18 protein-coding genes are annotated in these 15980 nt (G+C 38.1%); 10 read left to right on the plus strand and 8 right to left on the minus strand.

Features of this window, described 5'->3' with window-relative positions; all coding sequences use genetic code 11:
• Positions 1-135: 135 nt before the first annotated feature.
• The 5 genes from M0Q17_RS00595 to recA all read right to left on the minus strand — a co-directional run bounded on the left by M0Q17_RS00595 (position 136) and on the right by recA (position 5254).
• Complete coding sequence (locus tag M0Q17_RS00595; protein ID WP_295082174.1) at positions 136-1605, minus strand: flagellin; 1470 nt, start codon at positions 1603-1605, stop codon at positions 136-138.
• A gap of 292 nt (positions 1606-1897) precedes the next feature.
• Complete coding sequence (locus tag M0Q17_RS00600) at positions 1898-2554, minus strand: AMIN domain-containing protein (protein ID WP_295082177.1); 657 nt, start codon at positions 2552-2554, stop codon at positions 1898-1900.
• A 45-nt stretch (positions 2555-2599) separates the two neighbouring features.
• A complete protein-coding gene (locus tag M0Q17_RS00605; protein ID WP_295082180.1) occupies positions 2600-2878 on the minus strand; it encodes a hypothetical protein in 279 nt (92 codons plus the stop codon).
• Between the two features lie 9 nt (positions 2879-2887).
• Positions 2888-4153: a phosphopyruvate hydratase gene (gene eno, locus M0Q17_RS00610; RefSeq protein WP_295082183.1), complete on the minus strand. Its 1266-nt coding sequence runs from the start codon at positions 4151-4153 to the stop codon at positions 2888-2890.
• Positions 4154-4216: 63 nt separating this feature from the next.
• A complete protein-coding gene (gene recA / locus M0Q17_RS00615) occupies positions 4217-5254 on the minus strand; it encodes a recombinase RecA (protein WP_295082186.1) in 1038 nt (345 codons plus the stop codon).
• 171 nt (positions 5255-5425) lie between these two features.
• On the opposite strand from recA, the gene M0Q17_RS00620 reads away from it, so the two are divergent.
• The 3 genes from M0Q17_RS00620 to M0Q17_RS00630 are packed head-to-tail and all read left to right on the plus strand — an operon-like array spanning position 5426 to position 7382.
• Positions 5426-6289 carry an MqnA/MqnD/SBP family protein gene (locus tag M0Q17_RS00620; protein WP_295082189.1) on the plus strand — a complete coding sequence of 288 codons (864 nt, stop codon included), beginning with the start codon at positions 5426-5428 and terminating at the stop codon, positions 6287-6289.
• On the plus strand, positions 6289-6555 hold the full coding sequence (fliQ, locus tag M0Q17_RS00625; RefSeq protein ID WP_295082192.1) for a flagellar biosynthesis protein FliQ: 267 nt from the start codon (positions 6289-6291) through the stop codon (positions 6553-6555). Before M0Q17_RS00620 ends, fliQ begins: the two co-directional genes overlap by 1 nt.
• Complete coding sequence (locus tag M0Q17_RS00630; RefSeq protein ID WP_295082195.1) at positions 6555-7382, plus strand: UDP-N-acetylmuramate dehydrogenase; 828 nt, start codon at positions 6555-6557, stop codon at positions 7380-7382. Before fliQ ends, M0Q17_RS00630 begins: the two co-directional genes overlap by 1 nt.
• A gap of 3 nt (positions 7383-7385) precedes the next feature.
• Here the strand turns inward: M0Q17_RS00630 and M0Q17_RS00635 are convergent, their stop codons facing one another.
• Together M0Q17_RS00635 and M0Q17_RS00640 are read right to left on the minus strand one after the other, a co-directional pair.
• On the minus strand, positions 7386-8360 hold the full coding sequence (locus M0Q17_RS00635; protein WP_295082198.1) for an iron-sulfur cluster assembly scaffold protein: 975 nt from the start codon (positions 8358-8360) through the stop codon (positions 7386-7388).
• Between the two features lie 116 nt (positions 8361-8476).
• A complete protein-coding gene (locus tag M0Q17_RS00640; protein WP_295082201.1) occupies positions 8477-9691 on the minus strand; it encodes a NifS family cysteine desulfurase in 1215 nt (404 codons plus the stop codon).
• A gap of 160 nt (positions 9692-9851) precedes the next feature.
• Between M0Q17_RS00640 and M0Q17_RS00645 the strand changes: the two genes are divergently transcribed.
• A complete protein-coding gene (locus M0Q17_RS00645; protein WP_295082205.1) occupies positions 9852-10379 on the plus strand; it encodes a hypothetical protein in 528 nt (175 codons plus the stop codon).
• On the opposite strand, the gene M0Q17_RS00650 is transcribed toward M0Q17_RS00645, so the two are convergent.
• Positions 10369-11055 carry a pseudouridine synthase gene (locus M0Q17_RS00650; RefSeq protein ID WP_295082208.1) on the minus strand — a complete coding sequence of 229 codons (687 nt, stop codon included), beginning with the start codon at positions 11053-11055 and terminating at the stop codon, positions 10369-10371. The two genes, M0Q17_RS00645 and M0Q17_RS00650, sit on opposite strands and share 11 nt — an antisense overlap.
• 103 nt (positions 11056-11158) lie before the next feature.
• Between M0Q17_RS00650 and M0Q17_RS00655 the strand changes: the two genes are divergently transcribed.
• The 6 genes from M0Q17_RS00655 (at position 11159) to M0Q17_RS00680 (ending at position 15975) form a co-directional block, all read left to right on the plus strand.
• Positions 11159-12418 (plus strand): 3-isopropylmalate dehydratase large subunit, encoded by a 1260-nt coding sequence (locus M0Q17_RS00655; RefSeq protein WP_295082211.1) that lies wholly within the window; start codon positions 11159-11161, stop codon positions 12416-12418.
• A gap of 87 nt (positions 12419-12505) precedes the next feature.
• Positions 12506-13618, plus strand: coding sequence for an OmpA family protein (locus M0Q17_RS00660; RefSeq protein WP_295082213.1), 1113 nt, complete (start codon positions 12506-12508; stop codon positions 13616-13618).
• Positions 13619-14185, plus strand: coding sequence for a molybdenum cofactor guanylyltransferase MobA (gene mobA, locus M0Q17_RS00665; RefSeq protein WP_295082216.1), 567 nt, complete (start codon positions 13619-13621; stop codon positions 14183-14185).
• Between the two features lie 81 nt (positions 14186-14266).
• Entirely contained in the window at positions 14267-14737 is a 471-nt protein-coding gene (gene moaC, locus M0Q17_RS00670) for a cyclic pyranopterin monophosphate synthase MoaC (protein WP_295082219.1), read from the plus strand.
• Positions 14718-14987 (plus strand): DUF493 domain-containing protein, encoded by a 270-nt coding sequence (locus tag M0Q17_RS00675; RefSeq protein ID WP_295082222.1) that lies wholly within the window; start codon positions 14718-14720, stop codon positions 14985-14987. Before moaC ends, M0Q17_RS00675 begins: the two co-directional genes overlap by 20 nt.
• 13 nt (positions 14988-15000) lie before the next feature.
• Positions 15001-15975 carry a DUF6781 family protein gene (locus tag M0Q17_RS00680; protein WP_295082225.1) on the plus strand — a complete coding sequence of 325 codons (975 nt, stop codon included), beginning with the start codon at positions 15001-15003 and terminating at the stop codon, positions 15973-15975.
• The last annotated feature ends 5 nt before the right edge of the window (positions 15976-15980 follow it).

A 15980-nucleotide genomic window follows, 5' to 3' on the forward strand; every position in this document is an offset into this window, starting at 1 on the left:
TTTACTGTTATGAAGCATATGGTATTCCAACTTTAAAGGGGTTAAAAAAAGAAGCTAAAGAAGAAACAAAGCAAGTCCTAAAAACTTGCTTTGTAAGAAACGTATCCGTAGCTTACGCTACTTTAACGATTGTTACTATTGTAACAATCTCAATACGTTTTGTTGAACAGCATTTGCTTGACTCATAGCGTAAGCACCAGATTGAGCAAGAATGTTGTGTTTTGCAAACTTTGCAGACTCTGCAGCAAAGTCAACGTCACGAATATTTGATTCTGCCGCTGAAACGTTTACTTGAGTTACAGCGATATTTCTAATCGTAGATTCTAACTGGTTTTGAGTAGAACCTATGTTTGAACGAATTTTATCAAGTTGTGCTAACGCATGGTCAGCTTTTTTGATAGTAAGCTGTGCTGCATCATATGTTGTAACATCAGATGAAGATATTGCATTACCCACTGAATATGTTGAAGCCGTAAAACCACCTGCTGTTACTGCACCACCACCAGTAGTGATAGCATTATTAGATTCAAGCTCAATAGTACCACGAGAGACTTCAGTTAAAGCCCCAGCAACTGCACTGTTTACTCTAACATTACTACCAGCACCAAACATTTTTGCAGTCTCAGCCGCAAGAGCTACTGTACCACCACCCGCAGTATTTGAAAGTGTTATATTGTTTCCATCTGCAGACGTTAACTGAAGTTTACCACCATCAACAATACTAGCAGTAACGCCAGTCTGATTTTGTATGCGGTTAAATGCAGCAGCCAATGTTCCCGAAGAGTCATTTGAAGAGAAAGTTACTTCCCCTAAATCTACGCCGTTAATAAACACACTGTTTGCCGATATCGTTCCACCTGCTACACCTGCACCACCTACAAGGTCAGTATTTGCATCGGCAGTAACACCTGTTGTACTTGTGATACTGTTTATAATAGCAGCTTTTTGTCTAGCTGAGTCTGCAGTCTGTGCAAGAGCATTTAAGTTTGTATCAGTACCAGCAACAGAAGCTGTTGTAGCTGTACCATTTACTGTAAAATCAGCAGCACCAAACGCTACGTTTGTAACTGCTGTACCCTCTTTAAGAGCGAACTGACCAAGAGTTGCAGTACGAGCACTATCTATAGATACACCAACAGTCTCATTTGCATATGCACCTACTTGGAAGTTTTTATCTACAAACGAGCCATCAAGTAATTTAATACCATTAAACTGAGTAGTTTTTGCAATTGAGTCAGCAGCCTCTAAGAGTTTGCTTATATCTCTTTGTATAGCCATACGAGAATCAGTATTTTGACCATCAGAAGAAGCTTGGATACTTTTTGTTCTTATCGTGTTGATAATATTTCCATACTCTTCTAGAGCACCATCGGCAGTTTGTGCAACACCGATACCGTCATTTGCATTACTGATAGCTTGTCCAAGTCCTGTTGACTGAGCTTTTAGCGAGTTAGCAATTGCCAAACCAGAAGCATCATCAGCCGCTTTATTAATACGAAGACCTGAACTTAAAGAAGCAAGACTTTTATCAAGTCCAACATTGTTCATTGTAGCATTTCTATGTGCGTCCATCGCACCTATGTTTGTGTTAATTCTAAATCCCATAATAAATCCTTTTCGGGTAGAGCTTTCGCTCTTGTTAATTTTTATCTAGGCATCCTTGCCTTGATGTTAACTAAATCGTCAGTAGAAAAAATAACTTTAATTTTTTTGATAAAAACTTTATATTCTTTATGAGGGGGGGGGTCATTCCAAAGCGACTAGAAGATGGTATAGCAGTGGGAAGGAGCAAAACTTACTTGAAGCATCGCGAAGCTTAAGAGTCTTGCAAAACATTCAGCTAAAACTTAAATACAGCTATGAAAGAGAAGGAGACATCAGTGACGCTTTTAACTTCTTATTTTAACTCTACTAAATAGCCGTCTGAGATTTTTTTAAAACTATATCTATAGGGTCCATCAAGCTCGATGACTACTCTATAGTAACCGTCATGATTACCTATTCTAACCTCTTTAAATATACCCTCTGGAGCTTTTTTGATATAGCTTCTTATATCTGTATCTTTTTTAAAGTCAATAACAATTCTATGCGGATTTACAAGCAAAAAATTTCTTATTGCCTCATCTTGTGTTGTTATCTTTAAATTTTTCCCCAATGAGAAGAGTGATAAATGTTTAATAGATGCTATATTTTTGTAAGGCTCTTTTTTTTGAGTAATTTTTTGAGCTGATGCTATAGGCTTAGGCTGCGTGCTGTTGTCTTGTTGAGCATAACTTTGGGAGATAAACAGAGGAAGATGCCAATCAACGGCATTGTCAAGTTCTATACTTTTGCTCTCAAGGGAACCGTCTAGATTTTTAAACTCAACCGTTACTTTTTGAAGGATTCTTGCTTGTGAAGGAAGGGTAATTGTAGCTCTTTTTAGAGGTTCGCTCTCTGTTTTTTCATTTGAGGTAACAGACATATCCTTCTCCCCCTCAGATGAAAAAAAAGGATTTTCCCTCGCATCAAGAAGAAGAAAAAATAAAGAAGCTATCAAAAGAGTTCTAATCAAAACTACCCCTCATTTTGTTTATTGTGTATTATATCAAGATAACTGCTATTTTGCAGAAATCTCTTTTAGCTCAAAATACTCTTTTTGAAGTTCTGCATTTTGAGTTTTCAATCTACTAATCTCACTATTTAAATACTCTTCATAATCTTCAAGTCCCAAAAAGACCTCTAAAGAGTTTGTACCATAAAGAAGTACCCCTATGTATATCCCAGTTGCTAGAACCAAAAGAAGAAGTATTAAAAACTTTGCTAAAGATAGACCAAGGTACTTCTGCGTAATGCTTCTAGTATCGTCTATCCCCTCATAAAGCTCCTCATCTGTCATGCAAGACTCTTAGTTAAAAAGTTTTGAACCTAGATACTCACCGTAAACAACTTCGTTTTCTATCTCCAAAAGACGATTGTACTTAGCTGTTCTCTCTCCTCTTGCAGTAGAACCTGTTTTTATCTCCCCACAGTTAAGTGCAACGGCAAAATCTGCGATGAAAGCATCTTCGCTCTCGCCTGAACGGTGACTCATAACACACTTATAACCGTTTCTTTGTGCAAGGCGAACAGTAAGCATGGTTTCACTTACCGAACCAATTTGATTTGGCTTAATCAAGATAGAGTTTGCAACCCCTTTTTGGATTCCCTCATTTAAAATATTTGCATTTGTAACAAAGAGATCATCGCCTACTAGTTGAACTTTATCGCCTAGCTTCTTTGTTAATAGCTTCCAGCCATCCCAGTCATCTTCGCTTAAACCATCTTCAATAGATACGATTGGATATTTTGAACACAAATCAACATAGTAATCAACAAGCTCAGCAGACGTAACGGTTCTGTTTTCACTATCTAGTCTGTATCCGCCCTCTGCTACAAGCTCTGATGCGGCAACGTCAAGTGCTATTGCTATCTGCTCCCCAGCTTTATATCCGGCTTTGTCTATAGCCTCCATAATGATTTGAATAGGCTCTTCATTTGAGCCTAAATCAGGTGCAAACCCACCTTCGTCTCCTAGAGCAGTATTGTGTTTTTTTGCTTTTAAAATAGCTTTTAAGTTATGGTAAACCTCAGCTGAAGCTTGAAGTGAAGTAGCAAAATCATCAAAACCTACAGGCATTATCATATACTCTTGAAAATCTACCGAGTTGTCTGCATGTGAACCGCCATTAATGATGTTTAGCATCGGAGTCGGCACAACCATAGCATTAGCGCCGCCTAAGTAACGGTAAAGTGGGATACCCAAACTTTTTGCTGCAGCGCGTGCAACTGCCATGGAGACACCCAGAACTGCATTAGCCCCTAGATTGCCATAGTTATCGGTTCCATCAAGTTCTTTCATTGTAGCATCTATTACAGCTTGATTAAATGGGGAGAGCCCAATAATAGCATCAGAGATTTGAGTGTTTACATTCTCTACTGCTTTTAATACTCCTTTACCCATATATCTGCTACCGCCATCACGAAGTTCTAGTGCTTCACGCTTGCCTGTACTAGCACCTGATGGGACTATTGCACTCTCTTTTGTTCCGTCACTAAGTTCTACCGTCGCTTTTACTGTAGGGTTTCCACGTGAATCCATCACTTCTATTGCACTAATATTGTCTATGTACATTATCTATTTACCTCTTTTGCATTAATAATTTTAATTTCATACTAAATTTTATTTGCTAGCAATCTATAAATCAGCATCTTCTATATCAAGGGTATCCATTGTAATAAGGGAGTTTATGCCCATTGCTGCTTTTATCTTCTCTTCTATTTCGCGAGCTAGTTCCGGATTTTCTATAAACTTAGCCTTGACATTTTCACGTCCTTGCCCTAGTTTTGTCTCCCCATAAGAGAACCATGCACCACTTTTATCAATGATATCAAGCTTAACACCATAATCGACAAGTTCACCCTCTTTAGAGATTCCTTCGCCGAACATTATATCAAATTCAGCCTGACGAAACGGGGGAGCGACCTTGTTTTTTATAACTTTTGCTTTTACACGGTTACCTATTTGACTCTCTCCCTGCTTTAGAGATGCTATGCGTCTTACATCTATACGAACCGAAGCGTAAAATTTAAGCGCATTTCCTCCAGTTGTAGTCTCTGGTGAGCCGTATCCCATCATGCCGATTTTCATACGAATTTGATTGATAAAGATTACCGTACAGTTCATTTTATGTAAAATACCCGTTAATTTACGAAGTGCTTTTGACATAAGACGCGCTTGAACACCGACATTTTGGTCAGACATCTCGCCCTCTATCTCAGATTTTGGCGTAAGTGCTGCTACTGAGTCAATAACTATAAGGTCTATTGCCCCGCTGCGAGCGATAGTCTCGACAATATCTAAAGCCTGTTCGCCGTAATCTGGCTGGGAAACAAGCAGATTGTCAACATCAACACCAAGATTTTTGGCATATCCGACATCAAGAGCATGTTCTGCATCAATAAAGGCACATACGCCTCCTGCTTTTTGGCACTCTGCCGTTATTTGAAGTGCTAGAGTTGTTTTTCCTGAACTCTCTGGTCCATATATTTCAACAACTCTACCTTGAGGCACTCCACCTATGCCAAGCGCTAAATCCAGCCCAAGAGAGCCTGTACTAATCGACTCAATAGGCATTATCTCTTTATCGCCGAGTCTCATAAGCGCACCCTTGCCAAATGCCTTATCAATCTGTTTCATAGCTAAGTCTAGTGATTTTTGTTTATTTGCGTCCATATTTGGCTCTCTTGTGTTAATTTAGACTTATTATATGACAGTTCTGTTTTTTTATCTAAAAATATTGCAAATTGTCATACTTTTATATAGAAGTTCCATATAATCTTAGTGGGATTTTATCCTTATTTGGTTAAAATCTAGTTTATATTTTTAAGTAGGTAGGCGACTAATTTGAAAAAAACAGTTATTGCACACTCTCCCGACGCTGACGATGTATTTATGTATTATGCCATTAAGTTTGGCTGGGTAGATATGAACGATGTTAAGTTTGATAATATTGCTGAGGATATTCAAACCCTCAATGAAAAAGCATTAGAGGGCGTTTATGAGATAGTTGCTATAAGTTTTGCCCTTTACCCGCATATAAGAGATAATTATGCCATGTTGCGTACTGCTGTGAGTTTTGGAGAGGGTTATGGACCTAAACTCATCAAGAAAAAAGGTGCTAAACTCAAGCGTAACTTTAAAGTTGCTCTTAGCGGCAAACATACAACGAATGCTATGCTTTTTCGCATTGCCTACCCTGATGCTAGAGTAACATATATGAACTTTTTAGAGATAGAGCAGGCTGTTCTTGATGGTGCGGTTGATGCAGGCGTACTCATTCATGAGAGTATCTTAACATACGATGAGAAGCTTGAAGTTGAGCGGGAGATGTGGGATATTTGGCAGGAGTTAGCCGGCGAGGAATTACCTCTACCGCTAGGCGGCATGGCTATTAGCCGCTCAATCCCGCTAAACAAAGCTATAGAGTATGAACGTACTCTTACAAAAGCAGTTCAAGTAGCAAGAGAACACAAAGAAAAACTCTCACAAATGCTTCTTGAGAGAGATTTGGTTCGTATAGATGCACCTACCTTAGATAAATATCTTGAACTTTATGCAAATGACAACTCTATAACACTCAGCGAAATACAGTACAGAGCAATCAACAAACTTTTTGAGCTTGGCTACAAAAACGGTTTTTATGATACTCCTATAAAAGTTGAAGACTTTATGATACCGACTGAGTATAAAAAGATAAGAGATTTATAATGGAAGCAAAACTTGTCGCCCTTGGAATAGATACCTTTAAAATAGCACTTATGCTTGCTCTACCGGGATTACTAACGGGTATGTTTATAGGTTTGGCGGTAAGTATCTTTCAGGCGACTACGCAGATTAATGAAATGACACTAAGTTTTATTCCTAAAATTATCGGCGTTGTTATCGTTGTTATACTTACTATGCCGTGGATGCTAAACGCAATGACCGACTTCTCTTTAAACATTTTTAATATGATTCCAAATTTTGTAGAGTAATGAAGATACAGAGCATTAACTTCTGCAAATTTTCTTCGATTAAAATTGGCGGCTGTTTAGATGTTTTTTTACTAGAAGATTGCAACCAAAACTATAAAGATTTTTATATGATAGGCTCATGTAACAATATCTTGATGGGAACAAAACCTCCCCATCTTTTAAAACTAAGCAAAAAATATGACTATATAAAGATAGAGAACAACACTCTTAAGATTGGTGGCGCTACGCCATCCGGGAAAATTGCCTCTTTTTGTAAAAAACACAATATCGCCAACTTTGAGTTTCTCTCGCATCTACCGGGAACTTTAGGCGGACTTGTATATATGAATGCAGGACTTAGGGAGTATGAGATATTTAATCATCTGCTCTTTATAACTACCTGTGGCGGTGTTTTTGAAAAAAGAGAGATAGCACATGGATATAGATTTACAAATATTAAAACTCCGATTTTAGAAGCTACGTTTACGCTGGAATATGGCTATGATAAAGAGAGACTTTTAATGTTTAAAGCCATGCGCCATAACCAACCCTCAACACCGAGTGCAGGGAGCTGTTTTAAAAATCCCAAAGGCGATTATGCCGGCAGGCTTATAGAAGCTGTTGGGCTCAAGGGCTACAGAGTAGGCGATACAGAGTTTAGCAAGGAGCATGCTAATTTTTTAACAAATGTACAAAATGCAACATTTGATGATGCAATACATTTGATAAAAGAGGCTCAAAAAAGGGTTTATGAAAAGTTTGGTATCTGGTTAGAGTGCGAGATAGCTGTTTTAGACACTAGGTATATGGGCAAGGATTCACCTCTTTTAAATCCCTACGAAAAGTAGGAATTAAATTGGTAAAACTCTAATCTTTTTAGATAATTTCTCTTTAAGGGTTGACTCTATTGCATAAAGAGTTCCTGTTGCAGAACTTGCACATCCATTACATGCCCCTAAGTATCTGATATAAACATCAATATAATCATCGCTCGGCTTTACGTCAATAACTTCCATATCGCCGCCGTCCATGATTAAAAATTGACGAACACTCTCATCTATTTCAGCATCAATAGCTTTAATCTGCTGAACCAATGTCATCGTCTCAAAGCTTCCTTTTGAACCTGCATCAGCAGCAACTCTCATCTTCTCTTCATCCATCTCACGACGTGTATCTCTTAAAATATCCACTAAATAATACTCCCTTTTTTCATGTCCGCCCGGTTTTATACAGCTTTTACAAAAACCGCCTGCTTTTGTATAATCGGTAATCTGCTCAATTGTTGTCAAATCGTTTAGTTTAATAACCTCTTGGAGAGTTTTTAAGCTAACACGAGCACATTCACAAACGATTATCTCTTCCTCAAAACTCTCAGTATCAACCCCAAGGTAAAGCGCTGCCGCTTTTTTGATAACATCATAAGCCATAACGGAACAGTGCATTTTTTGAGGCGGAACGGCAGGAGTTTCTGGGTTGTCACGAAGTGCAAACTCAACATCTATATTTGTTATCTTTACAGCCTCTTGAACGGTTTTACCAATACATAATTCAGTCATGATGTCTGAACTTGCAATTGCAGTTCCACATCCAAAACTTTTAAACTTTGAGTTTACGATAGTGTCTGTTTTAGGGTCAACTTCCCAGTAAAGGCGCACCGCATCTCCACAGCTCTCAGCTCCAAAATCAGCAACTATAAGCCTGTTTCCATGAGCTTCTGCTTCCTCTTGGTTAATCTCGCCCTGATGCTTTGGATTGTTCATCAAAGTTGTTACTTTGTTTGAGTAAGCATCCCATAAAGAGGCGCCTAGTAGATCATTTTTTGCCATAATTTTTTTCCTTTAATTTATTTCATACCCTCAAGGGGAACCTTTTCTCTAGTTTGTCCGCAAAAGGAACTCCCCCCTTTTGCTTCGCTAACTGCTGTGGCACTGAAGCTTGGCAATTAATGAAAATGTAGCTCGCACTCTTTTGATTCTCCCCCTGGAGTAGGTTTTACTTTTGCAAAAGAACTTGAAATTGCTCTTAATCTCGTAACTGCTTTTATAAAATGTTCTATCGTGTAGTCAATCTCTTCATCGGTAGTAAATCTACTCAGACTTAATCGGATACCTGTATGAGCGAGCTCACTATCTGCTCCGATAGCCAGCATTACTGTATTTGCCTGCAGATCTGCACTGGCACAGGCAGAACCTGTTGATGCGCCGATTTGACCATTATTTAAATCCCAAAGCATCCCTTCTCCCTCAACCCCTTTTATAGAAATCAAGATGGTGTTTGGCGTTCTATTTTCACGATCTCCTACTACAAATGTGTCGCTTAACTCTAAAAGCGCATCTTCTAAGCGATCTCTTTTTGCTTTTATGGAAGATATCTTCTCTTGTATATCTGTAGTTGCTAGCTCGATAGCCTTGCCCATAGCCACAATATAGGGAACATTTAAAGTGCCTGAGCGTCTGCCGCCCATATGCTCACCACCATGCAAAAGAGGAGAGAGCGGTTGAGAGTTTCTTATATATAGTGCGCCCACTCCTTTTGGTCCATGAAACTTGTGTGCACTCATAGAGACAAAATCTACATGTGTATCTTGAAGGTCAACGGGAATCTTGCCAATCGCCTGAACACCGTCGGTATGAAATAGTACGCCCTTCTCTTTACAGATTTCGCCAATCTCTTTAATAGGAAAAATCATACCTGTCTCATTTGATGCCCACATGATAGATACTAGTGCAGTTTTTTCAGTTATAAAACTCTTTACGATATGAGCCTCCACGATACCTTGATTGTTTACGGGAAGGTACGTTACTTTAGCGCCCTGCTCTTCAAGAGCTTTACATGCAGCATAGACTGATGGATGTTCAACTTCCGTGGTTATAATATGATTTTTATCGCCGTTTACTATATGGTCGTTAAAAATCGATTTTAAAACCCAGTTGTTAGATTCGGTAGCACATGACGTAAAAACTATATCGTCATTGTCACTCGCATTAAGTGCCTTATAGATTCTATCCATCGCTTTTTTAAGCGCAGGATGTGAAGCGGTACCAAATTTATGAAGTGAGTTTGGATTACCATAAATTTCGCTAAAAAACGGCTGCATCTCTTCTACAACTAACGGATCTACCATTGTCGTAGCATTGTTGTCTAAATAAACTTGCATGTTTAACCTTGTTTAGTAATTCTTTTAATTAAGACTCTTTTTGTCCTATTTGATTTTGCTATGGTATTAGTTTTGTTATTTAATTAAGCTTAAATGAAACTGTATCTATCCAATATTTAAGCTATAATTATACATAACAATCAACAAATCAGGAAAACCAATGTGTAATTTTAACAAACATAATGAAGATACGAAAACATTTCTGCATCTTTTGATGCAAAAGTACGCCGAGATGGTAGGTGGAGCAAATTTTATTTTGGGGTTAATTGAAGCCATCAAAGAGAAAAAACCTAACGCTTTAATAAACAGCGCTTGCAAAGTGGACTCAAAAGAGCTAAATATCAGATGGAATAAAATAATTTTTAAAGACAAATTTGATATTTTAGAAGAGATTATCCGCTCTCACAAAAGCTCAGAAGATTTAAATTTTAACATACTCCAAAGCGATAGCCAAAAAAAGAAAAAAAAGATTTTAAATATGGTAAAAACTTTGGCACCGATTGAGTTTAAAATAACAGTTAAAAATTCTGAAGATCTTACGGGGTTTAGCTTTAAAATATTTGAAACCGTTGAAGATGATTCTGCGACAATCAACCCTATTTTTGCCACACTGTTTTTCTGTTCAACGGAATATATGAAAAAAGCTCTAAAGTATGAGATTTATGATTTGGATGTCACTAAAGATTAATAACTCTATACTCCGATGGCTCTAAAGCATCAACGCTATACTCTCCAAAACGCACTCTATGAAGTGCGACTACCCTGTTTTTGACTGCACCAAACATTCTCTTTACCTGATGATATCTTCCCTCGCAAATCTCTAATCTTACAAGAGTTGGATTTATTATCTCCATCTTAGCGCTCAAAAGCGGCTTTTTTTCGCCATTTAGCATAAGGGTTCCACTTGCAAAAATCTCTGCTTCATCCCCCCTTAAAGGCTCGGCAAGAGTAGCCTCATACACTTTTAAAACATCACTTTTGGGACTTGTCAGCTTGTGATTTAACTCTCCATCATCCGTTAACAAAATCGCTCCCGTGGTATCTGCATCTAGCCTACCTATTGTTGAGATTTTAGGGTTTCTTCTTTGAAATCTTAACGGCAAAAGAGAGTATATAAGCACTCCGGCATCATCGTGTGAACAGATTACACCGCTTGGCTTGTTCATTAAAATAACTAAACGCTCCTCATCAAGTCTCTCGCCCTCAACCGTAATATTGTTATGATAAGCTTTTTGCCTAACATCAAAAACTCTAACCCCATCTATGCATACTAAGTTTTTACTCAAAAACTTTTTTGCCTCGCTTCTTGTGCAGTATCCTAGACTTGAGAGATGCGCATCTACTCTTTTATAGCTGTTTTGCATGCTTTACTACTTTTTTCTCAATATAGCATTTTTTGGGTTAAATTATATACAAAACAAAAATGGGTATAATCGCAAACTTAAATTACATTTATAAAGGCTTATTATGGCTCAAACTATAACCGAAAAAATATTCTCTGAGCATGTCGGAAAAAAAGTTTTTGCGGGTGAAATAGTCCGTTCTAACATAGATATGGTTATCGGAAACGATATAACAACGCCTATCTCAATCAGTGCTTTTAATCTAAGCGGCGCTACAAAGCTTGCAAACCCTGATGGTTTTTCTATCGTTCTTGACCACTTTATCCCTGCAAAAGATATAGCAAGTGCAAATCAAGCAAGAATCAGTCGCGACTTTGCAAAAAAACATAACCTAAAAAACTTTTTTGATGAAAAAGATATGGGAATAGAGCACGCACTTCTACCTGAAAAAGGTCTTATAGTTCCCGGGGATGTCATCATCGGTGCAGATAGTCACACATGTACTCACGGTGCACTTGGGGCTTTTTCAACCGGTATGGGCTCAACTGACTTGGCATTTGCCATGATTACGGGCGGAAACTGGTTTAAAGTTCCTGAATCTATAAAAGTGGTTTTAAGCGGAAAGCCCGGTAAATACACAACTGGAAAGGATATTATTTTAGAGATTATCCGCATGATTGGCGTTGATGGAGCTCTATATAAAACTTTAGAGTTTACAGGAAGCACGATAGAGCATTTAAATATGGATGATAGATTCTCAATGTGTAACATGGCAATAGAAGCGGGAGCAAAAAGCGGAATTGTAGCTTATGATGATATAACAAAAGAGTTTTTAAGTGATAAAACCTTAGCTCGTGAACCTAAAATCCACCACTCAGACGCTGATGCCTCTTACTGCCAAATTTTAGAAATTGATGTAGCAAACCTTGAGCCTGTAATTGCTTATCCATTTCTACCTTCAAACGGACACTCTATAACTCAAGCTGTAAAAGACAAAATCAAAATAGATCAAGCTTTTATCGGGAGCTGTACAAATGGAAGATTGGGCGATTTAAAGATTGCTGCAGAAATTCTAAAAGGCAAAAAAGTTCATCCTGATGTTCGCTTAATTGTAACTCCGGGAACTCAAAAAATCTTAAAAGAGGCTTATAGACTCGGATATATGGATATTATTATTGATGCCGGCGGCGTTGTAAGCAACCCAACTTGTGGAGCTTGTCTTGGCGGATATATGGGGATACTTGGCGACAATGAGGTAGCAGTTTCAACCACAAACCGTAACTTTGTCGGACGCATGGGAAGCAGAAGTTCAAAAGTATATTTGGCAAACTCAGCAGTTGCTGCCATCTCTGCAATCACTGGCTATATAACAGATCCTAGATAAATTAAAAATTAATATTAATATCTATTACTAACATACTTTAAGATGCTTGCGGATAAGATATTAAATTAATGCGTCAAAAGGAAACAGATGAAAAAACTACTACTAATCCCGGCTCTTATGCTTGGCTCAATTGCGATGGCAAAAGAGTATAAATATGAAATTACGCCTATTATCGGTTATAACCGAGCAGAGGGTAATCTTAATCTTAAAGATCAGTTTTTAACCGGCGCAGAGTTTCAGCTTAATACTGACACCCTTTTAAAACCTGAACTTAGTGTGCTTTTCACTAACACTGATTATGAGGAGCTAGTTCCAGCAAATCCAAGTACTGATATTTGGCGTTTTGCTATAAACGGCGTACATGATTTTGACGCAATCGGTGCTATTACGCCGCTTGTTAAAATTGGTGTCGGCTATGAAACTCTTAATGTTCACTTAGCAGACAACAAAGACAGCGTCTTCTTTAACGCCGGTGCCGGTGTCAAAGCCGCAATAACAGAAAATATTGCACTTAAACTAGAAGCTGTATATATGAACAAAAGAGCTGACAGCAACTTAGCGCTCTTAGCTGGTATAAACTTCGCTTTTGGACCTAAAGCTCAAGAAGTACCGCCGGCTCCAATTGATGGCGATGATGACAATGACGGTGTTTTAAACTCAGTTGATGAATGTCCAAACACTCCTGCTGGGACAAAAGTTAATGCTGTGGGATGTAAGATAGACGGAGATGATGACAATGATGGCGTTTTGAACTCAGTTGATGAATGTCCAAACACTCCTGCGGGAACAAGCGTTGATGCCGTGGGATGTAAAATAGTAGCATTGACTCAAGTTGTAGAAGCTGCAGCTGTAGTTTGTCCTCCAAAAATAAACCTACATATTAATTTCAAATTTGACTCTTCGGAGATAAAAGAGGAATCAAAACCACGTGTAAATGAGTTTTCGGAGTTCTTAAAATGTACTCCTGTGTACAAAGCTAACATTATTGGGCACACTGATGCTGTCGGGTCTGATGCATATAACCTTAAGCTCTCAGATAGACGTGCAAATGCGGTTAAAGATATGATTGTAAAATATGGAGTACCAGCAGATAAGGTCTCAACAACTGCAAAAGGCGAGACAGAGCCTATTGCTACGAACAAAACGAGCGAAGGTCGTGCACAAAACAGACGCATCGAAGCAGAGTTGATCAAAAACTAAATGCTCGATATACCTTGCATCATCTTTGCCGGCGGTAAAAGCACACGTATGGGGGAGGATAAATCTCTTCTCCCCTTTGCAGGGTTTGACACTCTTGCGCAATTTCAACTCTTTCGACTAAAAAAAATCTTTAAAACCGTATATCTCTCCTGCAAAGATAAAAATAAATTTAACTTTGAAGCCGATTTTATTGAAGAACCTGACACAATATATGCTCCTACAGCAGGATTTGTCGCTCTATTTGAGAAACTTGTGGGGGAGCGTTTTTTTATAATCAGCGTTGATTCTCCATTCATTACAAAAACCGAGATAGAAAAAATCATCCAAGCAGATACTCCAAACACGGATGCATCTATAGCAAAAACCGCAAGCGGCATACAGCCCATGTGCGGTATTTACCACCGCTCTATAGAAAAAAAACTCTCCCTAATGTTTAAAACAAATAACCATAAACTGGGCTATTTACTTAACTCTTCAAATACTATTTATGTAGAGTTTGAAGATGAAAAACCGTTTTTAAATCTTAACCACCCACACGAATATCAAGAGGCGCTGGGGCTTATTTAAGATGCTCTGTTTTACTTTTATGCCCCTCTATAATTGCTTTTCTTCTGCTATAATATAAGAAATAAAATATAAAGAAACAGTATGAAATTAACACATTTGGATGAAAACGACAGACCGAAGATGGTTGATGTCTCGGAAAAAAATCAAACAACAAGAGTAGCAGTAGCAAGTGGTATCATAGAGATGAGCCAAGATGCTTATGATGCGATAGTAACTCAAAAAACAAAAAAGGGTCCTGTTATACAAACTGCAGTAATTGCCGCTATCATGGGAGTAAAAAAGACAAGTGAACTTATTCCTATGTGTCATCCTCTAAACTTAAGCGGGATTAATTGTGATGTAGAAGAACTAGGAAATCTTCCTGGATTTAAACTCACTGTTACCGCAAAACTGACAGGTCAAACCGGCGTTGAGATGGAGGCACTTACGGGAGTGAGCATCGGTCTTTTGACCATCTATGACATGGTAAAAGCGATAGACAAAGCCATGGTTATACGCAATATTCAGTTAGAGAAAAAATCGGGAGGCAAAAGTGGAGATTTTAAACGATAGAGAAGAGAAACTAGATCTTACCTACCCGTGCAGCTGGTGTTACAAGCTTATTGCCGGCGAAAAAGAAGCACTTGAGCAAGCCATACGAGACGTTATAGATGAGAGAGAACACAAACTCACGCACTCAAAAAACTCTAAAGGCGGGAAATATATAAGTATGAACCTTGATATGCTTGTGCATAATGAAGATGACAGAAATTTCATCTTTGAAGCGCTAAAAGCTCATCAAAATATAAAAATGGTACTTTAAAAAGGAGTCTAAAATGGGTTTACAAGAGCTAAAGAATATTGAACTTAATAAATTAAACCTTCATGAAATGAAGGATATTACGACAGATATCATAGAGAGTAGAACAAAAAAATTAAGAGATGAGCTTGAAGATCTTCTTCTGCAAAAAGAGTTTCTTGAAAAAAGTTTACAGAGGAAGTCTAATGAGCTTCAAGAGCTAAAATATGCGATTTTTAATGATATAGAGTCTTTAATAGACAAAGAGGATGCGCAAACTCTCTCAAGACTTCATCAGGTAAAACTTCAATCTATTGATCTTTTTGACCTCCTTAGTGAAACAGTTGAGGGGGCAATTATCACTGCTTTGGAAAAATCAAAAGATAGTGAAGCAAAAGAGTTGATTCAAGAGATTATAAAAGAGCTTACCTACCAAACGATTAAAGAGGGAACGCTAAACACTATAAGAGTGAGAAAAATTCTCTCCACCATCCTGCACTCAAGCATAAATATAGCCGAAGCTACTCCTAACACATCTGAAGATATTTTAGAAGCTACCCTAAAAGGTATGAGAGCAGGACTTCTTGAATCAATCGACAGATTTAAAAAGAGACTCGCGTATATGCCGCTTGAGGCAAAACATATCTTGATTGAAGATTACGACACAATTATGGAGGATTTGAACCAAACAGACACTCTATTTTTACAGGTTGTTCAAACACAGGCAAATGAAAGTGATGCAGCTATAAGAAAGATACTCCTAGACCTCAATAAAAAGATGCACTATGACCTACAAGAGCTAATTCATATCTCAAAAGAGACTGCACAGATTATGAGAGAGAGATTCTCTGCCCTGGCTAAAACAGCTGTTAAAAAAGCAGATACAGCTCTTAAATCCGAAACGGCGAAGGAGGCTAAAAGAATGGGGATTCAAGCCTGGGGTGTTGCAAAAACAGCACTAGGAAGTGCCATTAAATCTGCTAAAAGCGTTATTGAGCCAAAGGATAAATAGCAGTT

Source organism: Sulfurimonas sp. (assembly GCF_023229105.1).
Taxonomy (GTDB): Bacteria; Campylobacterota; Campylobacteria; order Campylobacterales; family Sulfurimonadaceae; genus Sulfurimonas.

Bases quoted from the DNA above. Each gene is read 5' to 3' on its own strand.
- M0Q17_RS00635 (WP_295082198.1), bottom strand. From the start codon at position 8,360: ATGGCAAAAAATGATCTACTAGGCGCCTCTTTATGGGATGCTTACTCA.
- M0Q17_RS00630 (WP_295082195.1), top strand. From the start codon at position 6,555: ATGAAGATACAGAGCATTAACTTCTGCAAATTTTCTTCGATTAAAATT.
- M0Q17_RS00640 (WP_295082201.1), bottom strand. From the start codon at position 9,691: ATGCAAGTTTATTTAGACAACAATGCTACGACAATGGTAGATCCGTTA.
- M0Q17_RS00660 (WP_295082213.1), top strand. From the start codon at position 12,506: ATGAAAAAACTACTACTAATCCCGGCTCTTATGCTTGGCTCAATTGCG.
- M0Q17_RS00655 (WP_295082211.1), top strand. From the start codon at position 11,159: ATGGCTCAAACTATAACCGAAAAAATATTCTCTGAGCATGTCGGAAAA.
- M0Q17_RS00605 (WP_295082180.1), bottom strand. From the start codon at position 2,878: ATGACAGATGAGGAGCTTTATGAGGGGATAGACGATACTAGAAGCATT.
- moaC (WP_295082219.1), top strand. From the start codon at position 14,267: ATGAAATTAACACATTTGGATGAAAACGACAGACCGAAGATGGTTGAT.
- M0Q17_RS00645 (WP_295082205.1), top strand. From the start codon at position 9,852: ATGTGTAATTTTAACAAACATAATGAAGATACGAAAACATTTCTGCAT.
- M0Q17_RS00680 (WP_295082225.1), top strand. From the start codon at position 15,001: ATGGGTTTACAAGAGCTAAAGAATATTGAACTTAATAAATTAAACCTT.
- mobA (WP_295082216.1), top strand. From the start codon at position 13,619: ATGCTCGATATACCTTGCATCATCTTTGCCGGCGGTAAAAGCACACGT.
- M0Q17_RS00650 (WP_295082208.1), bottom strand. From the start codon at position 11,055: ATGCAAAACAGCTATAAAAGAGTAGATGCGCATCTCTCAAGTCTAGGA.
- recA (WP_295082186.1), bottom strand. From the start codon at position 5,254: ATGGACGCAAATAAACAAAAATCACTAGACTTAGCTATGAAACAGATT.
- M0Q17_RS00595 (WP_295082174.1), bottom strand. From the start codon at position 1,605: ATGGGATTTAGAATTAACACAAACATAGGTGCGATGGACGCACATAGA.
- eno (WP_295082183.1), bottom strand. From the start codon at position 4,153: ATGTACATAGACAATATTAGTGCAATAGAAGTGATGGATTCACGTGGA.
- fliQ (WP_295082192.1), top strand. From the start codon at position 6,289: ATGGAAGCAAAACTTGTCGCCCTTGGAATAGATACCTTTAAAATAGCA.